Source organism: Streptomyces sp. NPDC021622, assembly GCF_040640795.1.
Lineage (GTDB): Bacteria > Actinomycetota > Actinomycetes > Streptomycetales > Streptomycetaceae > Streptomyces.
On the sequence record NZ_JBFACK010000026.1, the window covers coordinates 38289 to 63447 of the forward strand.

General features: G+C 67.4%; 19 protein-coding genes and 2 pseudogenes. 10 read left to right on the plus strand and 11 right to left on the minus strand.

Going from position 1 to position 25159, the window contains the following annotated elements; translation table 11 throughout:
- The 7 genes from cas6e to AB0G47_RS37620 all read right to left on the minus strand — a co-directional run bounded on the left by cas6e (position 1) and on the right by AB0G47_RS37620 (position 9641).
- Complete coding sequence (cas6e, locus tag AB0G47_RS37590) at positions 1-723, minus strand: type I-E CRISPR-associated protein Cas6/Cse3/CasE (RefSeq protein ID WP_360779538.1); 723 nt, start codon at positions 721-723, stop codon at positions 1-3.
- Positions 723-1460, minus strand: a complete 738-nt coding sequence (gene cas5e, locus AB0G47_RS37595; RefSeq protein ID WP_360779541.1) for a type I-E CRISPR-associated protein Cas5/CasD — start codon at positions 1458-1460, stop codon at positions 723-725. The genes cas6e and cas5e overlap by 1 nt, the downstream gene beginning before the upstream one ends.
- A complete protein-coding gene (cas7e, locus tag AB0G47_RS37600) occupies positions 1457-2653 on the minus strand; it encodes a type I-E CRISPR-associated protein Cas7/Cse4/CasC (RefSeq protein WP_360779544.1) in 1197 nt (398 codons plus the stop codon). The genes cas5e and cas7e overlap by 4 nt, the downstream gene beginning before the upstream one ends.
- Positions 2650-3309: a type I-E CRISPR-associated protein Cse2/CasB gene (gene casB, locus AB0G47_RS37605; RefSeq protein WP_360779546.1), complete on the minus strand. Its 660-nt coding sequence runs from the start codon at positions 3307-3309 to the stop codon at positions 2650-2652. Before casB ends, cas7e begins: the two co-directional genes overlap by 4 nt.
- Positions 3306-5006: a type I-E CRISPR-associated protein Cse1/CasA gene (gene casA / locus AB0G47_RS37610; RefSeq protein WP_360779549.1), complete on the minus strand. Its 1701-nt coding sequence runs from the start codon at positions 5004-5006 to the stop codon at positions 3306-3308. Before casA ends, casB begins: the two co-directional genes overlap by 4 nt.
- Positions 4996-7758 (minus strand): CRISPR-associated helicase Cas3', encoded by a 2763-nt coding sequence (gene cas3 / locus AB0G47_RS37615; protein WP_360779746.1) that lies wholly within the window; start codon positions 7756-7758, stop codon positions 4996-4998. The genes casA and cas3 overlap by 11 nt, the downstream gene beginning before the upstream one ends.
- Positions 7759-9053: 1295 nt before the next feature.
- Positions 9054-9641, minus strand: coding sequence for a DUF6082 family protein (locus AB0G47_RS37620; RefSeq protein WP_360779551.1), 588 nt, complete (start codon positions 9639-9641; stop codon positions 9054-9056).
- 983 nt (positions 9642-10624) lie between these two features.
- Here AB0G47_RS37620 and AB0G47_RS37625 point away from each other — a divergent pair.
- Positions 10625-10810 carry a hypothetical protein gene (locus tag AB0G47_RS37625; protein ID WP_360779554.1) on the plus strand — a complete coding sequence of 62 codons (186 nt, stop codon included), beginning with the start codon at positions 10625-10627 and terminating at the stop codon, positions 10808-10810.
- Positions 10811-11138: 328 nt separating this feature from the next.
- Here AB0G47_RS37625 and AB0G47_RS37630 read toward each other — a convergent pair.
- A pseudogene (locus tag AB0G47_RS37630) lies at positions 11139-11252 on the minus strand (IS5/IS1182 family transposase); the annotation flags it as partial.
- A 10-nt stretch (positions 11253-11262) separates the two neighbouring features.
- Here AB0G47_RS37630 and AB0G47_RS37635 point away from each other — a divergent pair.
- The 3 genes from AB0G47_RS37635 to AB0G47_RS37645 all read left to right on the plus strand — a co-directional run bounded on the left by AB0G47_RS37635 (position 11263) and on the right by AB0G47_RS37645 (position 14742).
- Positions 11263-11856, plus strand: a complete 594-nt coding sequence (locus AB0G47_RS37635; protein ID WP_360779557.1) for a hypothetical protein — start codon at positions 11263-11265, stop codon at positions 11854-11856.
- Between the two features lie 830 nt (positions 11857-12686).
- Positions 12687-14024: a helix-turn-helix transcriptional regulator gene (locus AB0G47_RS37640; RefSeq protein WP_360779561.1), complete on the plus strand. Its 1338-nt coding sequence runs from the start codon at positions 12687-12689 to the stop codon at positions 14022-14024.
- 16 nt (positions 14025-14040) lie between these two features.
- A complete protein-coding gene (locus AB0G47_RS37645; protein ID WP_360779564.1) occupies positions 14041-14742 on the plus strand; it encodes a 2'-5' RNA ligase family protein in 702 nt (233 codons plus the stop codon).
- 122 nt (positions 14743-14864) lie between these two features.
- On the opposite strand, the gene AB0G47_RS37650 is transcribed toward AB0G47_RS37645, so the two are convergent.
- Entirely contained in the window at positions 14865-16391 is a 1527-nt protein-coding gene (locus AB0G47_RS37650; protein ID WP_360779568.1) for an amino acid permease, read from the minus strand.
- An 81-nt stretch (positions 16392-16472) separates the two neighbouring features.
- Positions 16473-17354 carry a hypothetical protein gene (locus tag AB0G47_RS37655; protein WP_360779571.1) on the minus strand — a complete coding sequence of 294 codons (882 nt, stop codon included), beginning with the start codon at positions 17352-17354 and terminating at the stop codon, positions 16473-16475.
- 645 nt (positions 17355-17999) lie between these two features.
- Between AB0G47_RS37655 and AB0G47_RS37660 the strand changes: the two genes are divergently transcribed.
- From AB0G47_RS37660 to AB0G47_RS37680, 5 genes are all read left to right on the plus strand, one after another.
- On the plus strand, positions 18000-18356 hold the full coding sequence (locus AB0G47_RS37660; RefSeq protein ID WP_360779574.1) for a hypothetical protein: 357 nt from the start codon (positions 18000-18002) through the stop codon (positions 18354-18356).
- 5 nt (positions 18357-18361) lie between these two features.
- A complete protein-coding gene (locus tag AB0G47_RS37665; protein WP_360779577.1) occupies positions 18362-19663 on the plus strand; it encodes a radical SAM protein in 1302 nt (433 codons plus the stop codon).
- Positions 19660-20583 (plus strand): radical SAM protein, encoded by a 924-nt coding sequence (locus AB0G47_RS37670; protein ID WP_360779580.1) that lies wholly within the window; start codon positions 19660-19662, stop codon positions 20581-20583. Before AB0G47_RS37665 ends, AB0G47_RS37670 begins: the two co-directional genes overlap by 4 nt.
- Positions 20580-21365, plus strand: coding sequence for a hypothetical protein (locus AB0G47_RS37675; protein WP_360779583.1), 786 nt, complete (start codon positions 20580-20582; stop codon positions 21363-21365). The genes AB0G47_RS37670 and AB0G47_RS37675 overlap by 4 nt, the downstream gene beginning before the upstream one ends.
- 327 nt (positions 21366-21692) lie before the next feature.
- Positions 21693-22181 (plus strand): restriction endonuclease, encoded by a 489-nt coding sequence (locus tag AB0G47_RS37680; protein WP_360779586.1) that lies wholly within the window; start codon positions 21693-21695, stop codon positions 22179-22181.
- A 65-nt stretch (positions 22182-22246) separates the two neighbouring features.
- Here AB0G47_RS37680 and aspS read toward each other — a convergent pair whose 3' ends face one another.
- The gene (gene aspS / locus AB0G47_RS37685; RefSeq protein ID WP_360779590.1) at positions 22247-23569 is read right to left on the minus strand and encodes an aspartate--tRNA(Asn) ligase; all 1323 of its coding nucleotides are present in this window, start codon (positions 23567-23569) and stop codon (positions 22247-22249) included.
- A gap of 680 nt (positions 23570-24249) precedes the next feature.
- On the opposite strand from aspS, the pseudogene AB0G47_RS37690 reads away from it, so the two are divergent.
- Positions 24250-25011, plus strand: a pseudogene (locus tag AB0G47_RS37690) (transposase family protein).
- Positions 25012-25159 lie beyond the last annotated feature (148 nt).

The window sequence follows — 25159 nt, forward strand, 5'->3', positions numbered from 1 at the left end:
TTACTCCACCGGGGCGAGGGTCATCAGGCCGCAGCCGTAGGCCTTGGCCTTGCCCAGGCCGCGGGTGAGGATGCGGCGGAGCGCGATGGGGTCGGTGACTTCCAGGCGGCCGTTGTAGGTGACGGTGGTGAGGGTGACGCGGTTGGGGCGCCGCCCTTGGTCGGTGCTGCGTTTGCCGAAGTCGAGGCTGCGCTGGTCGCTGATGATGATCTGGTGTTCGTCGCCGTGCTCGGTGTGGCGGCGGTCGGCGGGCTTGGTGACCACGCGGAAGCCGGAGGCGTCCTGCCGTTGCAGGAGCCAGCCCAGTTGGTGCTTGGGGGTGAGGTGCGCGGTGCGTTTGGTGGGCACTCCCTCGCGGTTGCGGATGCTGTGCACGGGGTTGGCGGTGAGGCGGAAGTTCCACACGCTCTTCTCCTCCAGGCGCTCGAGGAAGGGCGCGTACTGGAAGGTCTGCCAGCCCGGCGTTCCGGCGGCGGCCGCGGCGGGCCAGCCCGCTTGCTCGACGAGGTGGGTCAGGTCCGGCCGGTCCGGTCCGACGACGTACAGCATGACCTCGGCGGCCGCGTTGCGGTCGATGCGCCACAGGACCCGCGGGGCGTCGGGGGTGCTGGGCAGGAGCTGCGGGAAGGAGCTCATGACGGCCGCGTGCAGGGCTTGCGGTGAGGAGAGCAGTTGCCTGCTGGCCGGGCGCGCGGTGTTGACGCGGAAGCGGGTCAGGAACATCAGGCGTCTTCCAGGTGGCTGGTCGGGTCGTGCGGCGGGACGCCCTTGCGGGCGGTGACCGGGCGGGCGTGGGGGTTGGTGACGGTGACCGTGCTGTGGTGCACGGTGCGCAGGGCGTATCGCCGGTGGCGGGGGTCGAAGCTGAGGGGCTGGTCGCGCAGCGTGTCTGCGGCCAGGGAGTTGGCCGTGTCGTTGCCGCGGGTCTCGGTGAGGACCGGCAGGTCCACCGCGGGCTCGTGTCGGTGTTGCTTCTGGTGCCAGCCGGCGGCGTGCCACGGCTCCGCTGTCAGGACGTCCTCGAGGGTGGTGCTGTGGTGGAGGCCCAGGTCCAGGGGGCGCGAGGGCGGGCAGGAGCGGCGGCCCAGATAGGGCAGGTAGTGCGGGCGGCGCACCGCCGCATACAGCTGGGCGATGAGCTGGTCGGGGCCTTCCAGGGCGGCGACGAAGACCGCGTCGGCCAGGTAGTAGCGGTCGGAGATGGGCATGGCCTGGCCGGTGTCGGGGTGGTGGGCGGTCTGGAAGTCCCGGATCCGGGTGCCTGATTGGTCGATGCGGACACCGAAGCGCAGCGCGGTGAGCGCGGTGAGGTCGGCGGTGCGCTCCAGGCCCTGAGCGGCGGCGAGCAGGCCGATGACGCCGCTCTTGGTGGGGGCGTTTTCGGTGGTGCGCCGGGCGAAGCGGGCCGAGGACCCCCAGGCCTGCAGGGGGCCGGCCAGTTGGAGGGCCAGGACACTCATCCCCGCTGCTCCAGGCGTTCGGCGACGGCTGCTCCGACCGTTTCCACGAGCCGCTTGAGGCTGGGGACTTCGGTGCCTAGGCCGCCGATCTTCGTGGTGGCCGGGCCGATGCGCAGCACCCAGGTGGCGGCGCTGTCATCTCCGTAGGCGCGCTCGATCTCGGGGATGTAGTCGGCCAGGCGGGCGCAGGCGCCTTCCATGTGACCGCCGGATTCGTCGGCGGTGACGGGCTTTTCGAAGGCGGAGACGAAGCTGATGGGGCGGGCCGCGCGGAGCTTGATGATGAGGGCGTCGGGCAGCGTGTGGTTGCCGAACGTGTTGATCTTCCCGGTGGGCAGGGAGGCGACGAAGCCGTCGATGAAGGCTTCCACGGCCCGGCGCACGGGGGTGGCCGGGGACGCGTCGGCGGCCAGGCCCTTGCCGAGGTTGCGCTCGAGCAGGTCGACGTCGACGGCGGCGTAGCGGTAGAGGGTGGCGGAGTTGAAGTCGACGGTGCCGATCATTCCGGCGCCGGGCTCGGCCTCGGTGTTGCGGTCGTCGACCGCGGTGAAGTAGTCCGATTCCACTTCGGCGCGGTGGACGCTGAGGGCGTGGGCGACCTGGGCGGCGGCGTCGACGTTGATGTCGCTGGAGTCGGCGACCATGCGTCCGAACAGAGCGATGTCGATGGAGTGGTGGGTGTCGGCGAGCTGCTTGGCGCGGGCCTTGTGGTCCTTGTCCTTGAAGAACTCCTTGATGTCGGCGGCGCCTTCGACGGCCAGTTCGGCCAGCCCGCTGAGCTGGCGGGTGCTGAGGAACATCAGATATGAGGAGGTGGGCGCGGGCTCGTCGGTGCCGTTTTTCTTCGCTGCCTCGGCCTGTCGCTTGGGCGGCTCGATCTTGGAGCCGGTCGCGGTCTGGAGCGTCTCGGCGGCGATCTTCAGCGCCTGGGCGGGTTTGATGGACGGATCCAGGGCGGTGATGTGTTCGGCCAGCAGCTCGGCGACGCGTTTGGTGCGCACGCCCAGTTCGGCCGGATCGAGGAGGTCGGCGAAGTAGCGGCGGGTCGCGCGCTTCCAGGCCTGGCTGGAGACCCGGGCCCGGGGGGTGCCGCCGTAGACGGCCGACTTGGGGGCGCCGGTGTCGTCGCGGTTGAGGTTGCTGGGCGGGACGTTCTGCAGGGCGTGTACGTCCAGGATGATGCGGCTGGTCACGGGGTGTCCTTCGGGTCGGTCTCGTCAACGGCGGTATCGCCCGTGCCCACCGGGGCGGCGGCCGTCTGGGGGCGGTAGGCGTGGAAGGAGCGCCCCCAGGCGTCTCGGACGGCGGCGCGGCGGTGGGGGTGCTGCCAGGTGTGGAGCTGGTCGGCCAGCAGCGCGTAGTCGAGGGTGATCTCCTCGCGCCGCAGCAGGGTCACCACCTCCCGCAGGCGGACGGTCAGGGCGTCCCAGGTGGGTGCCGCACCGGCCCGGACGAACCGTTTGCGGACGGGTTCGTCGATGTCGTTACCGGGCATGAGGCGGCGCACGGCACCGCCCAGGCCAAGCCCGTCGCGCCGGTGCATGGGCTTTTGGCGGGACTGCTGGTGCAGCGCCCACAGTGTCAGAGCGGCGTAGGCGGCGTTTTGGGCGCGGACCTGAGCGTCCTCCCCGGCCAGTTGCGGGTCGGCGGACAGTTCCGACAGGTCGATCAGCCCCCACAGGTCGGGGACGGCCATCGGGGCCCGGCCAGCACCGCGGCGCAGGCGGGCCAGGGTGGCGACCGCGGCGGAGCGGTCGGCGAGATAGCCCTGCTGGAGACGCCTGATCTGGTCATCGACCAGGGCCCCGACGCTCCCGAGCGGAGCGCGACTTGAGGTCTGGGTGGTCATGCGGGCACCTTCCGGGGACGGCCACCCGGCGACTCCTCGGGACCGGGGGCGGGGGGTGAGGCGAGCGGGAGGCATTCGTTGAGCCTGCGGCGGAAGCGCAGGTCGGCCGAGGCGGCGTTGAGCCACTCCTGGCCGCCCTTGGGTCGGTCGATGACCCGCCCTTGCCGGGCCGCCTCGCCCGCCTGCGCGACGAGGTGGGCGCCGATGCGAGCGAGCGCCTCGCGCACGGTCTGCTGCCACAGCCTGCGGGCCTGCTGGGGATCGTCGCCGGGGCGCAGCGCGGCCAGCCAGGCCCGATAGGGGCCGTCGAGGGCGCCGAACCCCCGGTCACGGGCGGTGTCCTTGGGGGCCTCCGCCTCACCGCCCGCTGCTTGCGCGAGGGCTGCGGCCAGCACGCCGAGCGCGGTGACGGCCGCCTCCGCATCGGCCACGGCATCCACCGCGCACTGCCCCAGGCCCCGGTCGGCCTCGCTGAGCAGCACCAGCGACAGCGTGACCGCGTCCTCCGTGATCTCATCGATCACGGACTGCTGGGTGCCGTACACCACCCCGTAGGTCCGCACGCGGATCAACGCCCGGGCAGGCAGCACCCGTTCATTGATCAGACGGGCGATCCAGTCGACCAGGCCGGGCCGCAGCCGCGAGGGCGGCTCACCGCGCGGCGCGGTGTTCTGATCGCGCGGGGCGATGAGCGCGCCCAGGCCGCGCCATGCGGCGCGCGCCGGATCGTGCTCGGCGGGCATGTAGACCAGGGCCTGCTTGTGCTTCTTCTCCTGGGTCTGGCTGCGCCGCCAGCCGGACATCGGCTCGAGCCTCTGCTTGTTCCGCGGGGCGAGGGGATCGCCGTAGGTGAGGACGACGCCGTGCACCCCCTCGGTGTCCGCGTGCAGCAGCAGCCGGCGCGCCTGCCAGGTGTACAGGTCGCGTACCCCGTACGGGCGTTGGGTGAGGTCGGGTGCGGCACCGGGGCGGGCGGGCTCGGCGCGCCAGGTGGGCCGGTCCTTGCCGCCCGCCGTTATGGGGCCGTCGGCGGCGATGAGGTTCAGCAGCAGCGTCTCGCGCAGGGTGGGCCCTTCGGCCAGCACCCCGCCGATGCTGCCCGCCCAGGCCACGCCCTGCGGGTAGGCCTTGCCTGCCTTGGCCCTCGCGTCCCCGAGGACCCCGGTCTTGATGCCGGAGGTGTCGTACGCCTGCGCATGCACCACCCAACGGGCCGCCTCCGCAAAAGAGATCGTTTCCGCGCCGCGGGCGCGCATCGTGAAGAACCGCGTGCCGTTGGGCACGTCCGCCACGATCCGGTCGAGCGGGAAGACCTCCCCCTTGGGGGTCTGCAGGCCCGCCGTCTGGAAGAAGGGGGTGAGCGGATGCAGCAGGTCGAACCGCTCCCGGTGGGAGTCCAGATATCCGGGCACCGGTGCGAACGGCGCATCCGATTCCCATAACTCCGCCCACTCATCCAGGTCCTGGGGCCCCTCCAGCGCGTCGTGGAGGAGGGCGACCAGCAGCCGCACCAGGGCGAAGTCCTGCGTGGGCACATCGCCGGCCAGCCGCCGGACGCTGTCGGCCCGGGAGAAGGTCTCCCGCAGCGACAGCACCGTCTCGCTGCCGTCGAGGAGCTGCACCGGCAGCCATGGCCGGTCGGTCAGGTCGAACGACAACCGGCCGTCCGTAGCCACCGGCGTCTGATCATCCGTCACGTCGCACCTCAAGCCCGTCGTTGGGGGAGTAGCTGAGGACGAACCCTGCCAGGCGGGTCTGACAATCGCTGTGAACAGGCAAAATGAGCTCTCCCGCCAGCCACGGACTCTGCTTGGTCTGCCATGCCGGTACGCAGAACTCCTCCAGCTCGGCGATCACTTGGTCGATGACCTTGGGCTGGGAGAGCTGCAGCGGCAGCCGCAGCGCGCACGCAGCCGCGGCCTTCGCCGCCCGTGCCGAAGGCACCGCGTCCAGGGGCAGTGGCAGCCCGCCCCGGCCGTCACCGATCCACTCCGGTGTGGTGACCGACCCGTCCGGATGCTGCTGGACCAGGAGGACCTCCAGGCTCTCCTGGCTGTCGCGGACCTGCGCCCGCCCGGCGCGGGTGTCATCCGCATCCCCGGCCCCGCCCGCGACCCAGCCCGTCAGTGCCCGCCCGGCCTTCGCCTGCGCCCCGAGCCGGAACGCGTCGGCACGCTGCTCCTTCACGTCCTGCCGCCGCTCGTGCTCCGCCCGCGCTTCCTCCATCGCCTCGCCCCAGTCTTTCGGCCCTACCGGCCCGTCGCCGTAGGCGTCTTGCACCAGAGGGCTGATGTCCCGCGGCAGCCGCACCGGACCCGCCAGCCCCGCAAGATGCGGCTGGAGAACGGCCAAAGAGCGCAGCAGCGCATACCGTCCATAGACCAGCTCCGAGCCGCGCACCGGCCTGGGCGGCGTGCCACTCCAGTCGACGCCGGTCACCAGGCAGCGCGGCGCACGCAGCCGCGCGGGCCGTGATCCGCGCCGATGCCGGTGCAGACGCCCCATCCGCTGCAGCACCAGGTCGATGGGGGCGAGATCGGTGACCAGCAGGTCGAAGTCGACATCCAGGGACTGCTCGGCGACCTGGCTGGCCACGACAATATGCCGCCCCGGCCGCCGTGCGGGGTCCGGGCCGAACCGGTCCAGCAGATCCTGGTCCTTCGCGGCCCGGTCCACGTCAACGAACCGGGCATGTGCCACCGTGACCATGTCCGCGCCGAACCGCTTCCGCAACGCCTGTGCTGTCTCCAGCACCCGGTTCACCGTGTTGCGCACCACCAACACGCACCCGCCGTCGCAAAGTTCGTCCTCCAACCGGTCCGCGAGCACCCCCAGGCGATCCTCCAACGGTTCGACGCACACCGCGCTGGAGCGCCCCGAAGCATCCGGACATACCACCACAGGCTCCTGGCCGCGGGCCACCGCGGTCACCAGCGGATACCCCTCCGCCTCCTCCACCGCCCCAAAAGCGCCCGCCGCGACGCCCGCGTAGGCCTCCGCCAGCGCCCGGCGCCGGGAGGCGGGCAGCGTCGCCGAGAGCACTACCACCGGTACCCGGTAGGCGCCCAGCCACGACAGCACCCGGTCCAGGTAGGAGTTCATGTACGTGTCGTAGGCGTGCGCCTCATCGATGACGACGACCTTGCCCGCGAGCGCGAGGTGCCGCAGCGCCAGATGGCGGCTCTTCAGCCCGGCGAACAGCAGCTGGTCGACCGTCCCCACGGTGAACGACGCCAGCATCGACTTCTTGCGGCCCCGCAGCCACTCGTGCGCCACCAGTTCCGCCGGCGCCAGGCGCTGCGACGCACCGGGGCGGGGCAGTGCCTGGTCGGCCTCGACGTCGACCGCGGCGATGCGCTGTCGCGAGGCGCGCATCAGCACCTCGAAGTCCTTGTTCAGCGCGGCCTTGGAGTGCACCAGTTGAACCGACAGGCGTTGCCCCTCGACGGCGGGAAGCCGGTCCAGCCAGGAAAGCAGCCGCGGGAACATCGCATTCCCGGTGGCCATCGTCGGCAGCGCGAAGAACACACCGCCCGCCCCGGCCCGCGCCGCCAGCACCTCCGCCGCCGCCAGCGCCGTCTCGGTTTTGCCCTCACCCATCGGCGCCTCGATGGCCAGCAGTCCGGGCGTCACCATCTCCCGGGCCACCTGGATCGCCGCCTCCTGTACGGGACGGGGCAAGGCCCCGTCCGGCAGATCGAAGCGAGCAGCGAACAGCTCGGCGGCCGACTCACCCGGCACTGCGGGCCGCCACGGCTCGGGCAGCGCCAACCCGAGCCATGCGGCGGCCACGCGCTCGGCCTCGCCCCGCGAGGCGGCCTCAGGGAAGTAGGGGAAGAGGTCCCGGTTACTCGCGATCCAGTCCGCGACGATGACCAGTCCCGACAACAGCACCTGCACGGGCTGCGGCAGCTTCACCCCCCGCCAGTCGGCCAGGCGCTCGTGCACGCCGAACTCCCGGGCGCACACCTCGAGCAACTCCGTCTGCACCTGCCGCCACAGCACCTCACTCGCGCCGGGCGTGCGCAACAACTCGGGATGACAGGCCAGATCGTAGATCTGCGCGTCCTCCGGCGGAGCCCCGTGATGCCCGCCCAGCGCGACGGCGAACTGCGCGGTGACCCGACCCGGCCACCCGTGCTCACCCTCCAGCCACTCCTGCAACAACAACTGCCCCGCTAGCGCGTGGGGAGCCAGCTTCCGCTGCGGCCTCAACTCCCGCTCGGAGAGCATGGCCAGACCGGCCCTGCGCATCGGCTCTGCCAGGCCCTCGACCTGACAGGCGAAGGCAGGCGTCGCCTTCCCGATGTCATGAACCCCGGCCAGCCACACCGCCAGCCGACGCGCATCCGCCATGCCCTGCGGCAGTACCTTGGCAACAAGCCGCCGCACCCCTTCCGGGAGCCACCGGTCCCACAGAAGACCGGCCACCGCGGCACTGTCCGCCATATGCCGCCACAACGGCAGCCAACCATCCGTCCCCGCGTCGTACTTGGCCCAGACGCGGCGTGCCGCCCCCGACACCGCCCCGCTGAGCGTTACGGCGTCCCGCAGTTCATCCACAGCAACATCCAAGTGCAAATCACAAGGACTGGTGGGAGGTTTCCCGGCTTCCATTGCCCCGAAGGCGACGCTGCTTGTGACAGCGCGTCTGGGCGGTCAAGCCTCGCCCGATAGATGAATACGTCTTGCCCTACTTTGAGTTATAGGTTCAAGTTGATTGAAGTGTCGAAATCTAGAGTCGGGGCCGAGTACCTTGCAGGTCAGTCAGTCTGCTCCCTGCGCCTGCAGGGATGGACCCCCGGGCCTGCCCGCGGTGAGCGTCCAGCTGTGCTGCTCCCTGCGCCTGCAGGGATGGACCCTCCCTTGCGATGCAGCCGATTTGAGCAGGGCTCTGCTCCCCGCGCCTGCGGGGATGGACCCGAAGAACGCGGCTCTCAACGACCTGCGCACCTCTGCTCCCCGCGCATGCCGGGGATGGACCCCGGGCCCGGCTCCTGGCGGCCGAGTTGGCGGCCTGCTCCTCGCGCATGCGGGGATGGACCCGTCTACAAGGGCACCGTGATCAAGCGGACCGACTGCTCCCCACGCATGCGGGGATGGACCCGCGGTGGCGGCGACGGGTGACGTGGACTTCACCTGCTCCCCGCGCATGCGGCGGATGGCCCCCAGCCCCCGCAGCGGTCGCACTGCTGCCCACCCTGCTCCCCGCGCCTGCGGGGATGGACCCGCACCTGGACACGCTTGTGACGGAGATGAAGGCTGTTCCCCGCGCATGCGGGGATGGACCCACCATGGGACAGCCGAGAGCCCCGCACCCGATCTGTTCCCCCCGCATGCGGGGATGGACCCAAGGGCCTCAAGCCCGCCTTCGACCGGATCAACTGTTCCCCGCGCATGCGGGGATGGACCCTCCCAAGCGTCGTCCCGGCGATGACATTGTCTCTGCTCCCCGCGCATGTGGGGATGGACCCGACCAATGCGCCTTGCCGCTCTGCTTGCGGGACTGCTCCCCGCGCATGCGGAGATGGACCGCCGCAGCAACTGGAACGAGGAGTGGCAGAAGCTGCTCCCCGGGCATGCGGGGATGGACCCAACCGGTGGCAGCCGCTCGACGGCGGGCATCGCTGCTCCCCGCGCATGCGGGGATGGGTGTGGCTCCGCGTCGGAGGGACAGGTCGAGCTGGGGCTTTGCCCAGTCGAGCGCGAGATGCGGAGACCTCTCGACATGCTTCCCGGGAGTGTCACGATGCGTTCGGCAGGTAGTAGTCATCCGCAGCGATGGGCGGGCCTGCAGCGACCGCTCGGGCATGCACCTCGTCGGCCAGTTCGACGAACCTGCGGCTGCGCGCATCACCTTCCGCTGCAGCGTACTCCCGCCAATTTGCGCGGTTTCGTTCCCAGTGAATACGAGCGATCTCACCCTGAAAGTGGTCATCGAGAATCACGCGCATCGCCGCTTCCCCCGTCCGCTTCAGTCTGAAGTCCGTCCGCCATGTGTTGACTATCAAGTTCGTGAACATCTGTCGTCGAATGCCCTCTTGCGTCATAGGCATCCCCCTCAACGGGGCCTCCCAGCACGGCATCAGAGAGGGGTCATTGATTGCCTGCAGCAGTAGCTCCCGATGTGCGGAACGCTGTGTCTCCTCGTGCGTGATGCGAGTTTGACGGGCCTGATAGGCAAGCGATGCGATCACGCCGATCAGTGCCGCTGCAGAGAAGAGCACGGAGAGTGCGCCGTATGTCTGGCTGACATTGCTCAGCTGGCTCCAGTTCATGCCGTCTGGTGCGGCAGCTTCGAGCAGGATCGGCGTGGCCGCGATCACCGCCACGACTGCTACTCCCACCACGCCCCACACAACTCCACGCCGCCAAGCCGTCACAGCTCCACCTCGTTTCATCGTCTGGTCGGCGGAGAGCATGACTGCGCTCTGTCTACGACAACAAGACGCTGTTCAGCCTTATGAGCTGGTGAGAGCATCCCTCCAGGGGAGCCACACCCTGCGGGGATGGACCCCACAGCTGGAAGAGCGACGAGACGCTCTCGAGCTGCTCCCCGCGCATGCGGGATGGACCCATCACGTACCACCTGGCCGTCCCGGAGGCCGACTGCTCCCCGCGCATGCGGGGATGGACCCGCGGTGGCGGCGACGGGTGACGTGGACTTCACCTGCTCCCCGCCTGCGCGGGGATGGACCCCACACGTCCCTCGCCGACCCCGCCATCGTGATCTGCTTCCCGCGCATGCGGGGATGGACCCGAGCAGACGCGGCTCGCGCCAGGCGATGACGACTGCTTCCCGCGCATGCGGGGATGGACCCCTCGACCGGCTCGCCCGCGAGCTCGTTGTCCACTGCTCCCCGCCTGCGCGAGGATGGACCCCCGGAAACCCCGTGCTGGGCAGTCGACATGCTCAGCTCCCCGTCTGCGCGGGGATGGACCCACGTTCGGCATGAACACGCAGACTCTCGCTATTGCTCTCCGCACCTGCAGGAGGTGGTCCGCAGCGTGCTCTACGTTCGCAATGTCCGGAGCACTGCTCCCCGCCTGCCCGGGGATGGCCCCAACTGGTACGGCCTCGGGACTCCCGGCGCGAACCGCTCCCCGCGCATGTGGGGATGGACCCTTCACGATCGCCACCGCGTGCTGCCGCTTGAGCTGCTCCCCGCGCATGCGGGGATGGACCTCGTCATCGGGTGTCAGCACGGGATCGGACAAGCTGCTCCCGGTGCACGCGGGGATGGACCCGATCTCCGTCCACGTCCCCAAGGGACTGGTCGCTTCTCCCCGTGCACGCGGGGATGGACCCGTGGACGTGTCCGAGACGTCGGAGGGTGGTCCGCGGTTCACGGGTGGTTCAGCGGTTCGTCGGGACGGCTCGCTCCTGTTCGTCCGCCCCGCGTCCCGACCGGCCGCCGAGTGGGACATGATGGCGCGCGCGATGCTGGGTGCGGCCCTGCGGGTGCCGATGCCGGACCTGCCGGAGCCGTATGAGCTGTAGCCCGCAGTCCTGGAGTGCCCTCGCGGTAGCGGGGCCTTTCCTTGTGCGTGGCTGAGCTGGCGTTTCAGTGTTCTCGACGGGGTGACCGGAGACCGTGGATGGGGCCGAGGTCGGGGAATGGTGGGGCCGTGCCGTCCTTGTCCAGGACGTCCCTCGCAACGTTCACGTATTCGTCGCGTGCCGAGTACAGCTCGCGCAAGCACTCAGCCATCTCCTGTCGGGATTGCGGCTCTTCATCGAGGTCCAGGCCCGTCACTACTGCTCGCGTCGCGGCTCCGTAGAACTTCCTCGCTGCGATGGCGGCGGCGCGCGGTCCTTCGATCTCGACTCTGGCCGGCAATGGCTTGCGTCCTGGGTATCGGAACCGGCGCTCCTTGCTCGGCAGCAGCGGCTCGATCCGCTCCCACAGGTCATCGGACACGATCCATGGCAATGCCCCCATGATCTGACTAATGTCCAAGGCTCAGCTCGGGCACGACGATCAGTTCGGGCAGTGGCCGGGCGAGGACCTGCACGAGGGGGTGGGGATGAACGCAGAGACCGTCACTGCGACATGCGCCGTTGTGATCGCCGTCGCTTCACTTGTCGTCTCGGTCTACCAGACGCGTGCGATGCGGCAGCACAACCGGCACTCGGTACGACCGGTCCTGCAACTGCACCGAGGCTGGCCCATAGGAGGCAGAGCGGGGATCAGGCTCATCAACTCTGGACTGGGCCCAGCTGTCATCGTCGACAGCACGCTGATGGTCGATGGCGAAGCGATCGGTATGTGGAACGAGCCCAGTGTCAACAGCCTCCGCGAGGGCCTCGCGGTGCGCCCGTCCGCTGTGACCTTCAATGACAGAGAGGTCATCGCTACGGACTACGAACAGTATTTGTTGAGTGTCGCAAGCTATGACCAGCAGGATCACACCCAAATCGAGGATCTGATCAACCGGCGGCTCACACTCAAGATCCGCTACGAGTCCCTGTACGGCGGAGAGAACTTCCAAGTCGTCCTTACTCCAAACCCGTTGAACGGGACGCTCCACGTCACAGATCGCTGACTGAGAGCCGCTCACAGGCGCCTGATCGGTAGCCGGCCCACGACGGGCTAACGGGCAGCGCCGACCACCGACGCACAGCGATCATTGTGTCAGCCGTTCTAACTGGCCTCGGTGGCAGACGAGATGGCGCCGTGAAGAGTGGGTGAAAGAACACGCACGGAGCAGCTGGCGGAGGGGCCGGGGGAGTTGAACTCGCCGTCCATTTGCCCGAGCTTCGCTGCACTACCGTGAAACGTGTCGTACCCGAGCTTCCTGGCTGCTTCTCGGACCGTGCTCTGCCCCGACTTCGTGAGACCGGGGCAGGAGTTATTCCCGGAACCCCAAGATCGGGCAGCGCCGGAGCCGTGCGTGGCGGGGTGAGGAGTGCGTGCTCGTAGTGTGCGTTCCGTGCACGCCCCGGACTTGGCGGACACGACCGGCCAGCAGCTCCAAGGCCGGGCTCTGTCCGTAATCCCCTGTGCCCGTTGTCTCGCATCGAGATCCTCCGACACGGGAAGCTCGCTCCTGTCCGGTGCCGACCGCCTGCCTGTTACCCCGACCAGCTCCGCCTTCCCACGCCAGTCGGCGCTGTGCCGAAGGTCGGTTCCCCGTGGTGATGGGACATCAAGGATGTGGCGCAAAGCCCGCGTTGGCGCCTAGGCCTGGTGATATCACTGACGTGATTGCGTCCAACGAGAATCCTGACCAGAATCTCGGCCCTGGGGGAGACAGCAGTGGCACACGAGGACGACCGTCGATGTACGCGATGTGGCAATCCCCTGAGCCGATACAACGACGACGCGCGCTGCGCCGCGTGCGCCCGGGTATCCATCGCGGAGCCCGCCCCACCTTTGAGCCTGCCGGACAACATCTGGCAGAACACGGCCGTGACCACGGCGCTGGGCAACTGGGACTTCGGTGCAGCGTTCCGTCTGATTCGTCAAGCTGCGTCCCTCCGGCAAGAGGACATGTCGGTGATTACGGGCCTGAGCCAGTCGTTTCTGTCCACGCTCGAATCCGGGACAAGACGACTGGTCAACATCGACAAGATCATCAACGTCCTGGAGCGACTGGGCGTCCCCGCCCACGTCGCGCCAGTCCCAGTTCCAGGATCCGCCGCCCGCCATCAACTCCAGGCACCTGGGCCGCAGCCCACGCTGATACCCGCGCCCACGTGGGAGAGCCCTCTCGACATTGCGAAGAGGCTGAACGCCACCACCGCCTCCAACACCGACCCCGCCACCGTCGCGATCCTGGAACAAGGTGTCGTAGATCTCGTCGACCGCTACGAGGCCGAAGGTCCGCAGCGCCTCGCCTCCGAAGCCATCGACTTACGAAATTTCATCCAGGACCGGTTAGACGGACGACAGCCACCGCGCCAGCGCGAAGCTCTCTTCCGGCTCGCGGCGCAAGCCTCTGGACTACTCGGCTATATGGCAGTGAATGCCGGCAGGGAAGCACTGGCAGACGCTTACTGCGCGGAGGCCGAGGAACTTGCGAAGGAGATCGCTGACCACGAGCTGATCATGTGGACGCACGGGACGCGATCACTCAACGCCTACTACGCAGGCCACTACGACCAAGCCGCCAGGTGGGCCGCCACGGGAATCGCCATCGACCCGGCCCACCCACAGGCCATCCGCCTCCAGTCCAACGGGCTCGCCAGGGCGCTGGGCAAACTCGGCGACCGTGCCGGAGCCGAGCGAGCGATCGCAGCAGCAGAGGATCTGAGCTGCCAGCACTCTGTCTCCGCGGGACTGACCTCCTGTATCTCCTTCGAACCGTACGGCACGGCACGCACGCTGGCCAACGCCGCGACCGTCCACGTCCCGCTCGCCAACGCCCCACGCGTCATCGCCTACGCCGATCAGATCGACGAACTCATCGAACAGTCCGACTCTGCCTGGAGCCAGGCACTAGTCCGACTGGACGTCGCCACCGCCCTCCTCGCAGGACCTCGTCGCGACGTCGAACACGCAATGGTCCTGGGCCGGCAAGTCCTCGAAGCTGGTGGCGGGCCACCGATCCGCTCCGTGGTGCAACGCGCAGGCGAACTTCATGCTCAAGCCAACGAATGGAAGAACCTGCCCGTCGTCAGGGAGTACGCCGACGCTCTGCTCTCCTGGCAGACCGCCCCGCAGACGAGGGACCTGGCGAAGCCTGCCAAAATGTCACAGCCGACGGAGTAGACGAGAGGGGCAGCGGATGCAGCTCACAACCGACCCGGGCGCATTCCCTCCCGCCCCTCCGCCCAGCACCACTGACGCATCGGCGATCGCAGACCACGACTGGGCTGCCTTCGCCAATGTCGAGGAGATGACCAACCATTGGGACCGGCGTGGCTGGACATCCTCGACCCGTGCGTACTACTGGATGCTCACCTTCCCCGACGCGGCCCTGCTCATCGATCAAGCACGGCACTGCCAGAAGGAACTCCGGCCGCTCGGATTCGACGATGTTGACGAGGATGCTCTTCACCTGACACTCGGACGCATCGGCACTGTTGAGCAGGTCTCCTCCGGCCAGCTGGACTACTTGATCGCTACTGCCCACGAGGTAAGGCCTGAGGCCTTCACCCTCCGCGCGGTACCACTCACGGCGTCTCGCGGCGCGATCCGCTACAGCGTGGCCCCCTGGACCCCAACCGTCGCATTGCACGCTGCCCTTGGTAGAGCAGGAGCCGCGGTCGGGCTACTGCCGAAGAAGCCGACGTCCGCTTTTCGCCCGCACATCGGCATCACTTACAGCAACCGCTGTATGCCTGCGGGTCCCGTGAGAGATGCTGTATCGCCTCTTCGCTCCCTGGACTCCGTAGTCGTGCCCGTGAAGCGGGTTCGACTTGTGGAACTTCGCCGTGAAGGGCGCGCCTACCGCTGGGATCTCATCCACGAGATGGAACTGCGCTGAGGTCCGCGGACCCCACATACTCCCGCAAAGGGTTCAGCCTGGACGCGGCAGTGGGCCTGCGGAGCAGCCTTTTCCGCTGTTCGCTCCGCAGACCCCGGGGCCTCAAATGTTCGACCTGCCCGTCACGGGGTCGCCCTCTGCGGTGAGGGGGGCACGGGAGTGGTATTCCGCGGGTGGTTCGGGTTGAGGAACCACTTGCGGGCGGAGACGAGCCACCAGGTTCCGGAGAAGGCCAGCACTACGCCGACGGCGACGGGCGCGTAGTTGAATGTCTCCCAGGCCACGGGGGAGACCTGGGGCAGCATGAACAGGACCGTGATCACTATGACCCAGGCCACCGCGATCACACCGACAGGCTTCGACCAGCGGCCCAGGTGCCAGGGACCCCGGCGGAAGTTGTCCCCCTGGCGTAGGCGGAGGAAGGTCGGGACGACGTAAGCGATGTAGAGGCCGATCGTCGCGATCGACGTGACGGCCGTGTACGCAGTGACGTTGTACAAGTACGGCAGGCCGAGGACGAACGCACCGCCTGCGGCGAGCCAGACGGCATTGGTCGGAGTACGCGTTCCGGGATTCAACTTGTGCCAGACCTTGGACAACGGAAGGGCGCCGTCTCGGGAGAAGGCATAGATCATGCGGCTGTTGGCGGTCACGGAGGCCATGCCGCAGAAGAGCTGGGCACCGATGACCACGAGCAGCATCATCTTGCCGGTACTCACGCCGAGGGCGTCCAGGAAGATCTGCGCGGGAGGAACGCCCGTCGCTGTGTCGAGGGCGCCGCTGTAAGACTGAATGGCGAAGGTGAGCCCGAAGAGCAACACGAATCCCGCTGCCCAGGAGACGAGGATGGAGCGGATGATTCCCTTGGGGCCTTCCACGGACGCGTTCTTGGTCTCCTCGGTCATGTGAGCGGACGCGTCGTAGCCGGTGAACGTGTACTGCGCCATCAGCAAGCCGATCAAGCCGACGTAGACAGCCGAGCCCCAGCCAGTGTTGTTGACGAACTCGCCGAAGACGAAGCCCGGGGACTGGTGCTTGTCTGGGATGAGGAGGAGCGCGCCGACGATCACCACAACGCCGAGCAGGTGCCACCACACGGAGACCGTATTGAAGAAGCCCACGACACGTACGCGGAACGTGTTCACCAGTGCATGCAGCAGCAGGATGACGCCGAACAGCGTGATCGTGTTGCCGGGGGTAGCCGCATACGAGAACTCAAGGCTCAGGTAGGCATTGAGGAAGCTGGCAGCACCGAAGTCGATGCCCGCGGTGACGGCGACCTGGCCGAGCACATTGAACCAGCCGGTGAACCAGGCCCAGGCCGGAGCGGATTTACGCGGGGCGAGCTTGTGTGCCCAGAAGTACAGGCCTGCGGAGGTCGGGTAGGAGGAGCAAACCTCTGCCATAGCCAGGCCGACGAACAGCGTCATCAAACCGACGATGCCCCAGCCCCACATGATCAGCGCGGGTCCGCCGGTGTTCAGCCCGAATGCGTACATGGTCAGGCAGCCGCTCAGGATGGAGATGATGGTGAATGAGACGGCGAAGTTCTGCCTGCCGCTCATGCTGCGGTCGAGTGTCTGGGTGATTCCCAGTTCGGCGAGGCGTTCCTCTTCTGACTGTGTGATGCTCGGAACCTCTAGGGGCATAGGGATGCTTCTTTCATCGTGAATGCTTCTAACTCTTGTGATCGCGCAATGAGTTGGGGCTCGGCACCGCGGTCTTTGCGCTTAGGGTTCGGAGATCTTCATCGCCCAGCCGCGGTGTCGGAGGAACAGCTTCTTGGCATCGCCGCAGTAGCCCCACGGCACGTCAGTTGCGTATGGGCCGATGGCATCGAAGACATCCGCGGCTTCCAGATGCCGGCCTGCGAATGACAGGGCGTGCGCCAGGTAGTTGGCGTCCTCGTGGATGGCGGCGTGTGGCCCCTTGAGGGCCCGGCAGTCCCACCAGTCCTCCCACGCTTGCCAGGTCGACGGATTGTCCGTCCACGGGTGAACGGTCAGCCCATAGCGGTCCCCGTCCACCTCCATGCGCTGACGGTGGGATTCAGCGAGGGCGACCAGCGGCAGCACGTGCAGCGGCAGCCCACGCGGGGTGTGGGCACACCGCTCCTGCGCCCAGTGGAAGACCTCACCGCCCGTGCCGTGCCAGGAGGCGAAGAGGTAGGTGAGGAGTTCATGGTGCGCTTCCCGATTCCACGGATCACACTCGATCACTTGCCTCCACACCTGCTTCACTGTCGCGCGCCATTCGCGGTCTTGGGGCGGCGAATGGAAGCGCGTCAACGCGAGCATGACAACGTATGGGGACGGGTCGTTCGGCAAGACGCGGGCGGCGGCATCGCAGGTGTCCCACGCCCGCTGCATTGCCTCGTTGAGTCCCCGCCCCCGGCCGCCAGCCATCGACCTCAAGGCCAGCACATTGGCCAACAAGGCCAATGCATGCGGAGAGCCTGGTTCCGCCTGTGCCCATGTGTCGGCGAACGTCAACCGCACTCCGATACGGGCGAGGGTCTGCAGGCGGAAGATCCGCCTGTCCCAGTCGGCACCCGTCGAGGCCAAGAGCTCGCGGGCGCCTTCCCAGCGCCCCATCGCGGCATCCTCCAGCACGGCCCGGAGCTGAGTGTCGTCGCGAGCCGGATGCCTGTCTAACGCGGGTCTGCGCTTACTCAACACGGCCCCGCTCGTGCACGAAAGGCTGCTGAGGTTCCGAGCATTGGGCATCGCCCCTCACGGGGCGTTCGGGCGGTATCGGTGCGGCGGACACCGGCGGTCCCGCAGTCCGGTTGAGGGACGCGGCTGATATCGGCGTCATCACAGTCCTTAGGTCGCGTCTGGTGCGAAAAGGCCGTCGGGTCCGGAGAGAAGCGGTAGGGGTAGATCCTCGTCAAACGGCAGTGCCAATCGTGCTCGTAAGGCCAAGGACACCTTGTACTCCGGTGGACGAGTTCAGCGATAGATGTTCCGCAGCGTGACGAGACGCGGTGCGTACGCCGACCGAGAGTCCTTTCCCAGACGTTCAGGCCTCGGTTGCCGTGCTGCGGAAGCCTCAGAGTGACGGGAGATCCCGCCGCGCACACATTTCCCGGGTGATATCGCTGGCGCGATCCGCAAAGCACATCACGTTAGTGATATCGCCCCCGCTATGTGCCAGCCGTCACTCTGCGCGGCAACCTGCATACCGGGCAGCCACCACGGCCAGCCCGCGTTCCGCGCTACTACTGCAACCACAACAATGGGAAAGGAGAGGAGCGCATGCCGACTCCTCGTCGCCCCAAGAGCGACCACCTCATCTACGCCGATGTGGTCGACTCCAAGAGCAAGGCTGGCGTCTGGATGGGGGAGCGTGACGCCTTCCAGGCCAAACAGGCCGAGATCCTGGAAGGGGTCAAGGACAAGACCGACTGGGTTCCGGTCGAGAACGCGATCATGATGGTCAGCACCGAGCCCGCCGGAATCACGTTCATCGCCGCGAACCCGACCCTGCCCGGCGTCATCGTCCTCGCCGACGGTGGCTCCCCGGAGGCCTCGGCGCAGCTGCAGGCCGCGGGCGAGCAACTGGTCCGCAAGGTGATGGCCGAGCGCGGGATCGTCGCCGAGGAAGCCGCGTAACCACGATGGCCTCCTCGCAGCTCCTGTGGGGGAAGTACATCCAGTACGACCGGGACGGGCAAGCTGCTCTCCTCAACCCGGTCACGCTGGAAAGCGTGTACCTCGACCGCGGGGAGGTCACTGACCTCTCCGCGGTCCCCCCGACCGCGACGCACACAGCTCTCTCCGAGCTCGGCTTCACGCCCGACACCCCCGAGGTGGACCCGCGTGAGACACTCCGTACCCGCCTGAGCAACCTCGGCCTTGATGCCACCCCGGTCAGGATCAGCGGCCTTCGAGTGGTGCTCACCGACCGCTGCAACATGGCGTGCAGCTACTGCTTCGTCGACACGAACACCGGCAAGCCGGACATGAGCGAGGACGACCTCGCCGCAGGCCTGACCTACCTGTTCGAGACCAACGCCGGCCAAGACGAGGTAGCCATCCAGTGGTTCGGCGGCGAACCAACAACCCGCTTCGACCTGATGCAGTACGGCGACGACCTCGCCGACAAGCTCGCAGCCGAATACGGCGTAAAGCAGGTGCGGCGGACCGTCGTCACCAACGGCGCCCGCCTCACCGACGATATGGCCGAGCACTTCGCCCGCTACCGGTACGGGGTCGGCATCTCCATCGACGGGCCGCCGTCCATCAACTCCGCGCACCGACGGCTCCTTGGCGGGCAATCAGCCGATGACCGCATCCGCCGCAACGTTCGCCGTCTCCTGGAAATCGACGGCATCCACGTGGGCTGCAATCTCACCCCGACCCCGGCGAACATCGGCCGCCTGGCCGAGACCGTCACATGGATCATCGAGGAACTCGGGCTGAAGTTCATCTACGCCAACACCCCCATCCCCGCCGGTGGACGCTGGATCGTCGACGGGGCCGACCTGTCGAAGGAGCTGTACCAGGCGCGACTTGTTGCCCTGGGCCGCGGCGGGATGATGTTCTCTGTCCTGGACCGCGCCTTCCAGGCACTCGACCGGCGTCGGCCCATGCTGCTGGATCACATGCAGAGCGACCGCACCCTGAACGTGGCGCTGCTGCCAGGCCAGCGGGTCAGTCTGTGCGACATCAACTTCACCGAACCCGAGTTCCTCCACACCCTCGATGAAATCCGCGCTGATACAGGTCTGTTGGGTGGCATCGCCAAGAAGGTCGCGCCACTGCCGGAGTGCGGCACTTGCCCAGCGTTGGCGATCTGTGGTGGCCCCTCCCGCAATGAGCAGCTGCTGATCGGTGGGGAGCGGCCGGACCCGCAGATGTGCGCGTTCTACACCAGCACGGTCGAGATCGCCGTGTGGGACAGCACGGGGGTGCAGTGAACACCCACACCGCGACCAGGCCGCCCGTACCACGGACTGGCCAGGGGCGGTTTCGGTCGGCGCTGATCAGCACCGCCGGGCATTGCAAGATCGCATGCGGGTTTTGCTTCCGTGCCGACCGCGCCCACGGCTACCTCCCTCTACCGCTCTACACCCGCAGCCTGTCCAGACTGAAGGAAGCAGGCGCCGAAGAGATCTGTCTCACCGGTGGTGAGCCCGCCCACCATCCGAAGCTGCGGCAACTTGTGCGTCTGGCCCACCAGTTCGGCATGCCGATCTCCGTGGTCACCTCCGCCCGCGCCCCCGAAGATGTGGAACGACTGGAGGAAGTGGCGCACCTGCTGGCCAACGTCACTGTGTCCGCGGACTCAGCTGCCGCGATGAACCTCGGTCGCACCCACCGCAGCGCCGCCACGGGGATCGCCACCCTCGACAAGCTCAGCGCCACACGGGGCAGGATCTTGCACGTCACCTACTGGCAGCTCACCGATGCCGAGTGCCGCGCCCTACATGTTCTGGTTGCCGAAGCGAAGACGGAGGTCCAATTCAGTCCCGTCATGCTCGATGAAGCGGACCGAACTCGCGCGGGGTGGAGCCTGACCGACTATCTCGATCAGCAGAGCCAGGACACCACCCTGTTGGGCACCCACTTCCGCCTCACGTCGCGCTTCCACCGGCACGTCCAAGACCTCCAGGACCTGCACCGCGAACCACCTGGGAGGCGACGCTGCCAGGGCCCATCCCTGTACGTGTCCGCGGGAGGTGAGATCCGCCGCTGTCCCTACGGCACAGCCTCGGTGAGCGTGACCGACCCCAGGGCAGCCATCCGCGACTTCCTCAACGCCGAGCCCCAGGAGAGGACCACCCCGTCCTGCGCGGCCATCTGCCGCGCCGAACCTCCACCTGCGAGCAGCCCATGACGAACCCCATCACCACCCGAGACGATTTCCTCGACCGCTGGTGCATCCCGCCGAACTTCCCGGTCGACAGCGAACTGATCAGCTTCGACTACAGCTCCCCGCCCGCCATCGAGGTTCTCGACGCGGTCCGGCAGGACGAAGAAGTACGGTTCACGATCCTCGGTGACGACGACTGGGCCCTCCGCATGGATCGCACCGCCGCCTTCCGCACTGCCCCGATCGACGAGATCGTCACGTGGCCGTTCCGGCTGGTGCACTTCAACCTCACCCGCTTCTACACCGGCATACTTGCCGGCTTCCACGAGCAGGTCATGATCCCCTGGCGCACCCGGATGTCCGGCTGGGGATTCACGTGGCAGCGGTGTGCGCCCCTGCTCTTCCTCTCCACAGCCGGTGCCGCGTCGACGTATCACAACGACAACTCCCACGGCCTGGTGTGGCAGATCGAGGGCACCAAGACGTTCCACAGCTACCACGACCCCGACAGCGTCCTGTCCGCCGAGGCCGCTGTCGTTGGCGAGACCACCGCCGAGGAGCCGCCCGAGCACGATCCGGCCGAATGGCTCTCGGTCCGTATGGAGCCGGGCGAAAGTCTGTGGAGCCATGCCTTGACCCCGCACTGGGTGACCACCGAGTCACCACTCGCGATGAGCATCACCCTTGCCCACGGCGGGCTCTGCCACCAGGGCCACTTCTCAGACCGAGAGTTGGCGCTGCGCGCCTACTGGGACAAGCATCCCGACGAAGCGTGGATGCACGATCTCCGCAACGTCCGCTACTGATGGCCGGAAAGCCGCTCTTGGCCCCAGCAACGGTCGGTCCACACTGCGGGCAGAATCACACAAGGGGGAGGCGGCGTGCCCAAACGGAAGCGTCGACGCACCAAGGCGCAACGGCGGCGCCTCATCCAGCAGCGCGTCACTATCGCGGCCGCGGGTATCGCCGCGATGGTGTTCGTGTTCCACGAAGTGCCGTGGCTACTACTGGGGTTGCTGTTAGCGACCGCAGTCGGGGCTACGGTCTGGGCCCTAAAGAGAGTCGATCGCCGCGCACGTGACGGTGACAGGGCCTGGCGCGAGCAGGACCGTCGCATGGCCATGGAGAGATCCATGACGGCAATCGACGCGATGAGCTGGCAGGACTTCGAGCACTACATCGCGGAGCTGTGCCGCAGGGACGGCTGCACCAACGTGCGCGTGGTGGGCGGCTCCGGCGACCTCGCCGCCGACATCCTCGGCAACATGCCGGACGGCCAGCGCCTCGTCGTCCAGGTCAAGCACTACGCACCGCATCGCACCGTTCCCAGCGGGGACATGCAGAAGTTCGTCGGCATGGCCTTCGCCGAACACCACGCAGACGTAGCCGTATTCGTCGCCACCTGTGAATACAGCACCGCTGCCCGATCCCTCGCCACCAAGCACAACATCGTCGCCCTCAACCGGGACCTGTTCGGCTCCTGGAACAACGGTGCCCGCCTGGACTCTCTGCTCCCACTCGGGGGCGCCGGCAGCGGGCCTTCCCGGACAGGCAAGACGGGGCGGGGCACTCGGCCACCAAGAACGAAGCCGACGAACCGTCGTACGCGCGAAGCACGTTGAACAGACCATGTTGGGGCGGTCAGCCAGAGGGCTGACCGCCCCAATCGCATGAAGCGACAAGGGTCCTACGGGGTGAGACGGTTCGGTCCGCGGAACAGGAAGGCGGCCTCGCGGATGGAGTCGAGTCCGAGCATGACCATCAGCACCCGACCCAGGCCCATACCGAGGCCTCCGTGCGGCGGACAGCCGAAGCGGAAAGCGTTCAGGTAGTCCTGCAACGGCTCGGTGCTCATGCCCTTCTCGGCGGCCTGCTTGAGCAGCACATCGTACCGGTGCTCACGCTGGGCGCCGGTGGTGACCTCCAGGCCCTTCCACAGCAGGTCGAAGCTCAGCGTCGAGCCCGGGTCGTTCTCGGGGCGCATGTGATAGAAGGGGCGAATGCTTGTCGGGTAGTGAGTGACGAACACCCACTCGTGCCCAGTCTGCTCCTTGAAGTGCGCGGAGATACCGCGCTCGCCCTCCGGGTCCAAGTCCTCCTTCGTGCCCTCCGGGTCCCAGCCGCCCGCCCGCAGGATCTCTTGGGCTTCGGCCATAGTCACCCGAGGAAACGGCATCGTGGGGACCGTGACGTCGACGCCGAAGGTCTCGCGGATCGCCTCACCGTGAACGTCGGCGACCTTGGCGATGGCGTGAGTGAGCATCTGCTCCTCGAAGACCATGACGTCTTCGACGTCGTTGATCCAGGCGAGCTCCACGTCGACGCCGGTGAACTCCGTCGCATGCCTCGACGTGAACGATGGCTCGGCGCGGAAGACGGGGCCGATCTCGAAGACCTTGTCGATGCCGGCGGAAATCGCCATCTGCTTATAGAACTGCGGGGACTGCGCCAGGAACGCGGAGCGATCGAAGTAGCCGAGCTTGAACACCTCGGCCCCGGACTCACTCGCGGTTCCCATCAGCTTCGGGGTGTGCATCTCGGTGCAGCCCTGGCTGTAGGCGTACTCGCGCATACCCTGCTCGAGGGTGGTCTGCACAGCGAACAGCAGCTGCGCCTGCGGACGCATCCGCACGTCGAGGAACCGCCAGTCGAGGCGGTGCTCCAGGCCGGTGTGTTCGTCGATCGGCAGCGGTGTCTCGGCCCGGTTCAGTACCTCGACTTGCTCGGGCACGAGTTCCAGGCCGCCGAGGTTGACGATCGGGTTGTCGACTACGCGGCCGGTGATCCTGACCGCGGACTCGGTGGTCAAGCTCTCCAGAGCGGCTTCGGTGCTGTCGCTCTCGCCGCCACGTTTGTGGGTGACCTGCACCATTCCGGTGTGGTCGCGGACGATGACGAACTGCATCTTGCGCTGCAGCCGGAGGGTGTTCACCCAGCCGCAGACGGAAACTGTCTCGCCAACGTGTTCTCGCAGGTCGGAGACCAATACACGGGTCGTCGTGTGGATCATCTCGGGCCCTCCAGGGGCGTCGTCATGATCCCTTGGGGGCGTGGGCGAGAAGGGAACTCGCGGTGCCACCACGCCTTTGCCGCCACCAGATGGCGACGGCCTCATTCAGGCCCGCTCACGGGGGCCAGCCGGCGGGGCATTGGGCCGGGTTGACCGGCCGTTTCTCCCCGCGCTCGGGAGGGTCTTCACGTGGGGCGCGAGACTGCCTTCACAGCTACCAGCAGCTCTCTCTGCTCGCGGATCCCGCCGCTACTTGTCTCCTTCAACGCGTTGGTGCTGAGCATAGCGGGCCAGGAAGGCAGAACGGCAAGATTTCCCAGTAAGCCACCAGACCCATGGCTCAGCCCGTCCGCCGGTGTCTGTCGCTGACCGACCGCTCCAGCCGCTGGATATTACTGTTGTGATTTGCGCTCGATTTCGTGGACTGTAGTCTGCGCCGGGGGCAGAGCCCATTGGTGCAGTGTGGGAAAAAGACAGTCCCCTTTAGGGCGATTGCTTACTGACGCCAGCAAATCCGACAGGGATATTCCAGTCTGTCGGAGAATTGGACTCCTGACTTCTTCCAATGAGGGTCTTCCAACCTGGCAAGAGCGACTTCGAGTTGGACGGATCTGCAGAACGACGAAGCTCCTGGTAGGCGGGGTGTCGATTAAGATCGACCGTCGTGCCAGGAGCTTCGTGTGCTTGTCTGCCCGTCGGCCATTGACCTGTCCACCGCGCACCTGCGCCACTTGAGCCGGGAGTTGGCGGCACGACGCCGGGAGATCGGCAGCCGGTGGCGACGGCTGACTCCCAGGCGCCAGGCCCTGCTCGCCCTGGCTCATCTGCGGTGTGGCAACACCTACGCGCAGCTCGCGGCCGGGTTCCGCATCGGGATCGCCACCGTGTACCGCTACGTCCGCGAGGCGATCGAGGTCACGGCCGTGCTCGCGCCGACGCTCGACGAGGTGATGGTGACGGCTCGTGCGAAGGCGTACGTGATCCTGGACGGGACCGTGCTGCCGATCGACCGGATCGCCGACGACCGGCCCTACTACTCCGGCAAGAAGCGGCACCATGGCATGAACGTCCAGGTCCTGACCGATCCGTTCGGACGGCTGCTATGGGCATCGCCCGCACTGCCCGGCGCGACACACGGCCTGACGGCGGCCCGCGAGCACGGCATCATCGACGCCCTCGGCGAGGCCGGCCTCAGGGCTTACGCCGACAAGGCGTATCAAGGCGCGGCCCGGAACGTCCGGGTCCCGTTCGAGGGGCGCCGACTCAAGCGGTGGCAACGACGCCACAACACCACCCACGCCAAGATCCGCTGCGTCGGCGAACAGGCCATCTCCACACTCAAGGGCTGGCGCTTCCTGCGCAAGCTGCGCTGAAGCACCAACCGCATCACCGCGATCCTCAAGGCCGTCCTCGCCCTTCACCTCGCGGCCGCGTCAGGATGAAAACTCCTCAGTGTTCGCAGGCACATTCACCCGTGCCCTGTGTGCATCCCCAAGTAGACTTGCCTAATAGGGTCTTCACCTCTCTCAGGCGGGGAAGGGTGACATGGTCATCATTCGATGGGTCACACAACCTTCAAGGCATCAGCAA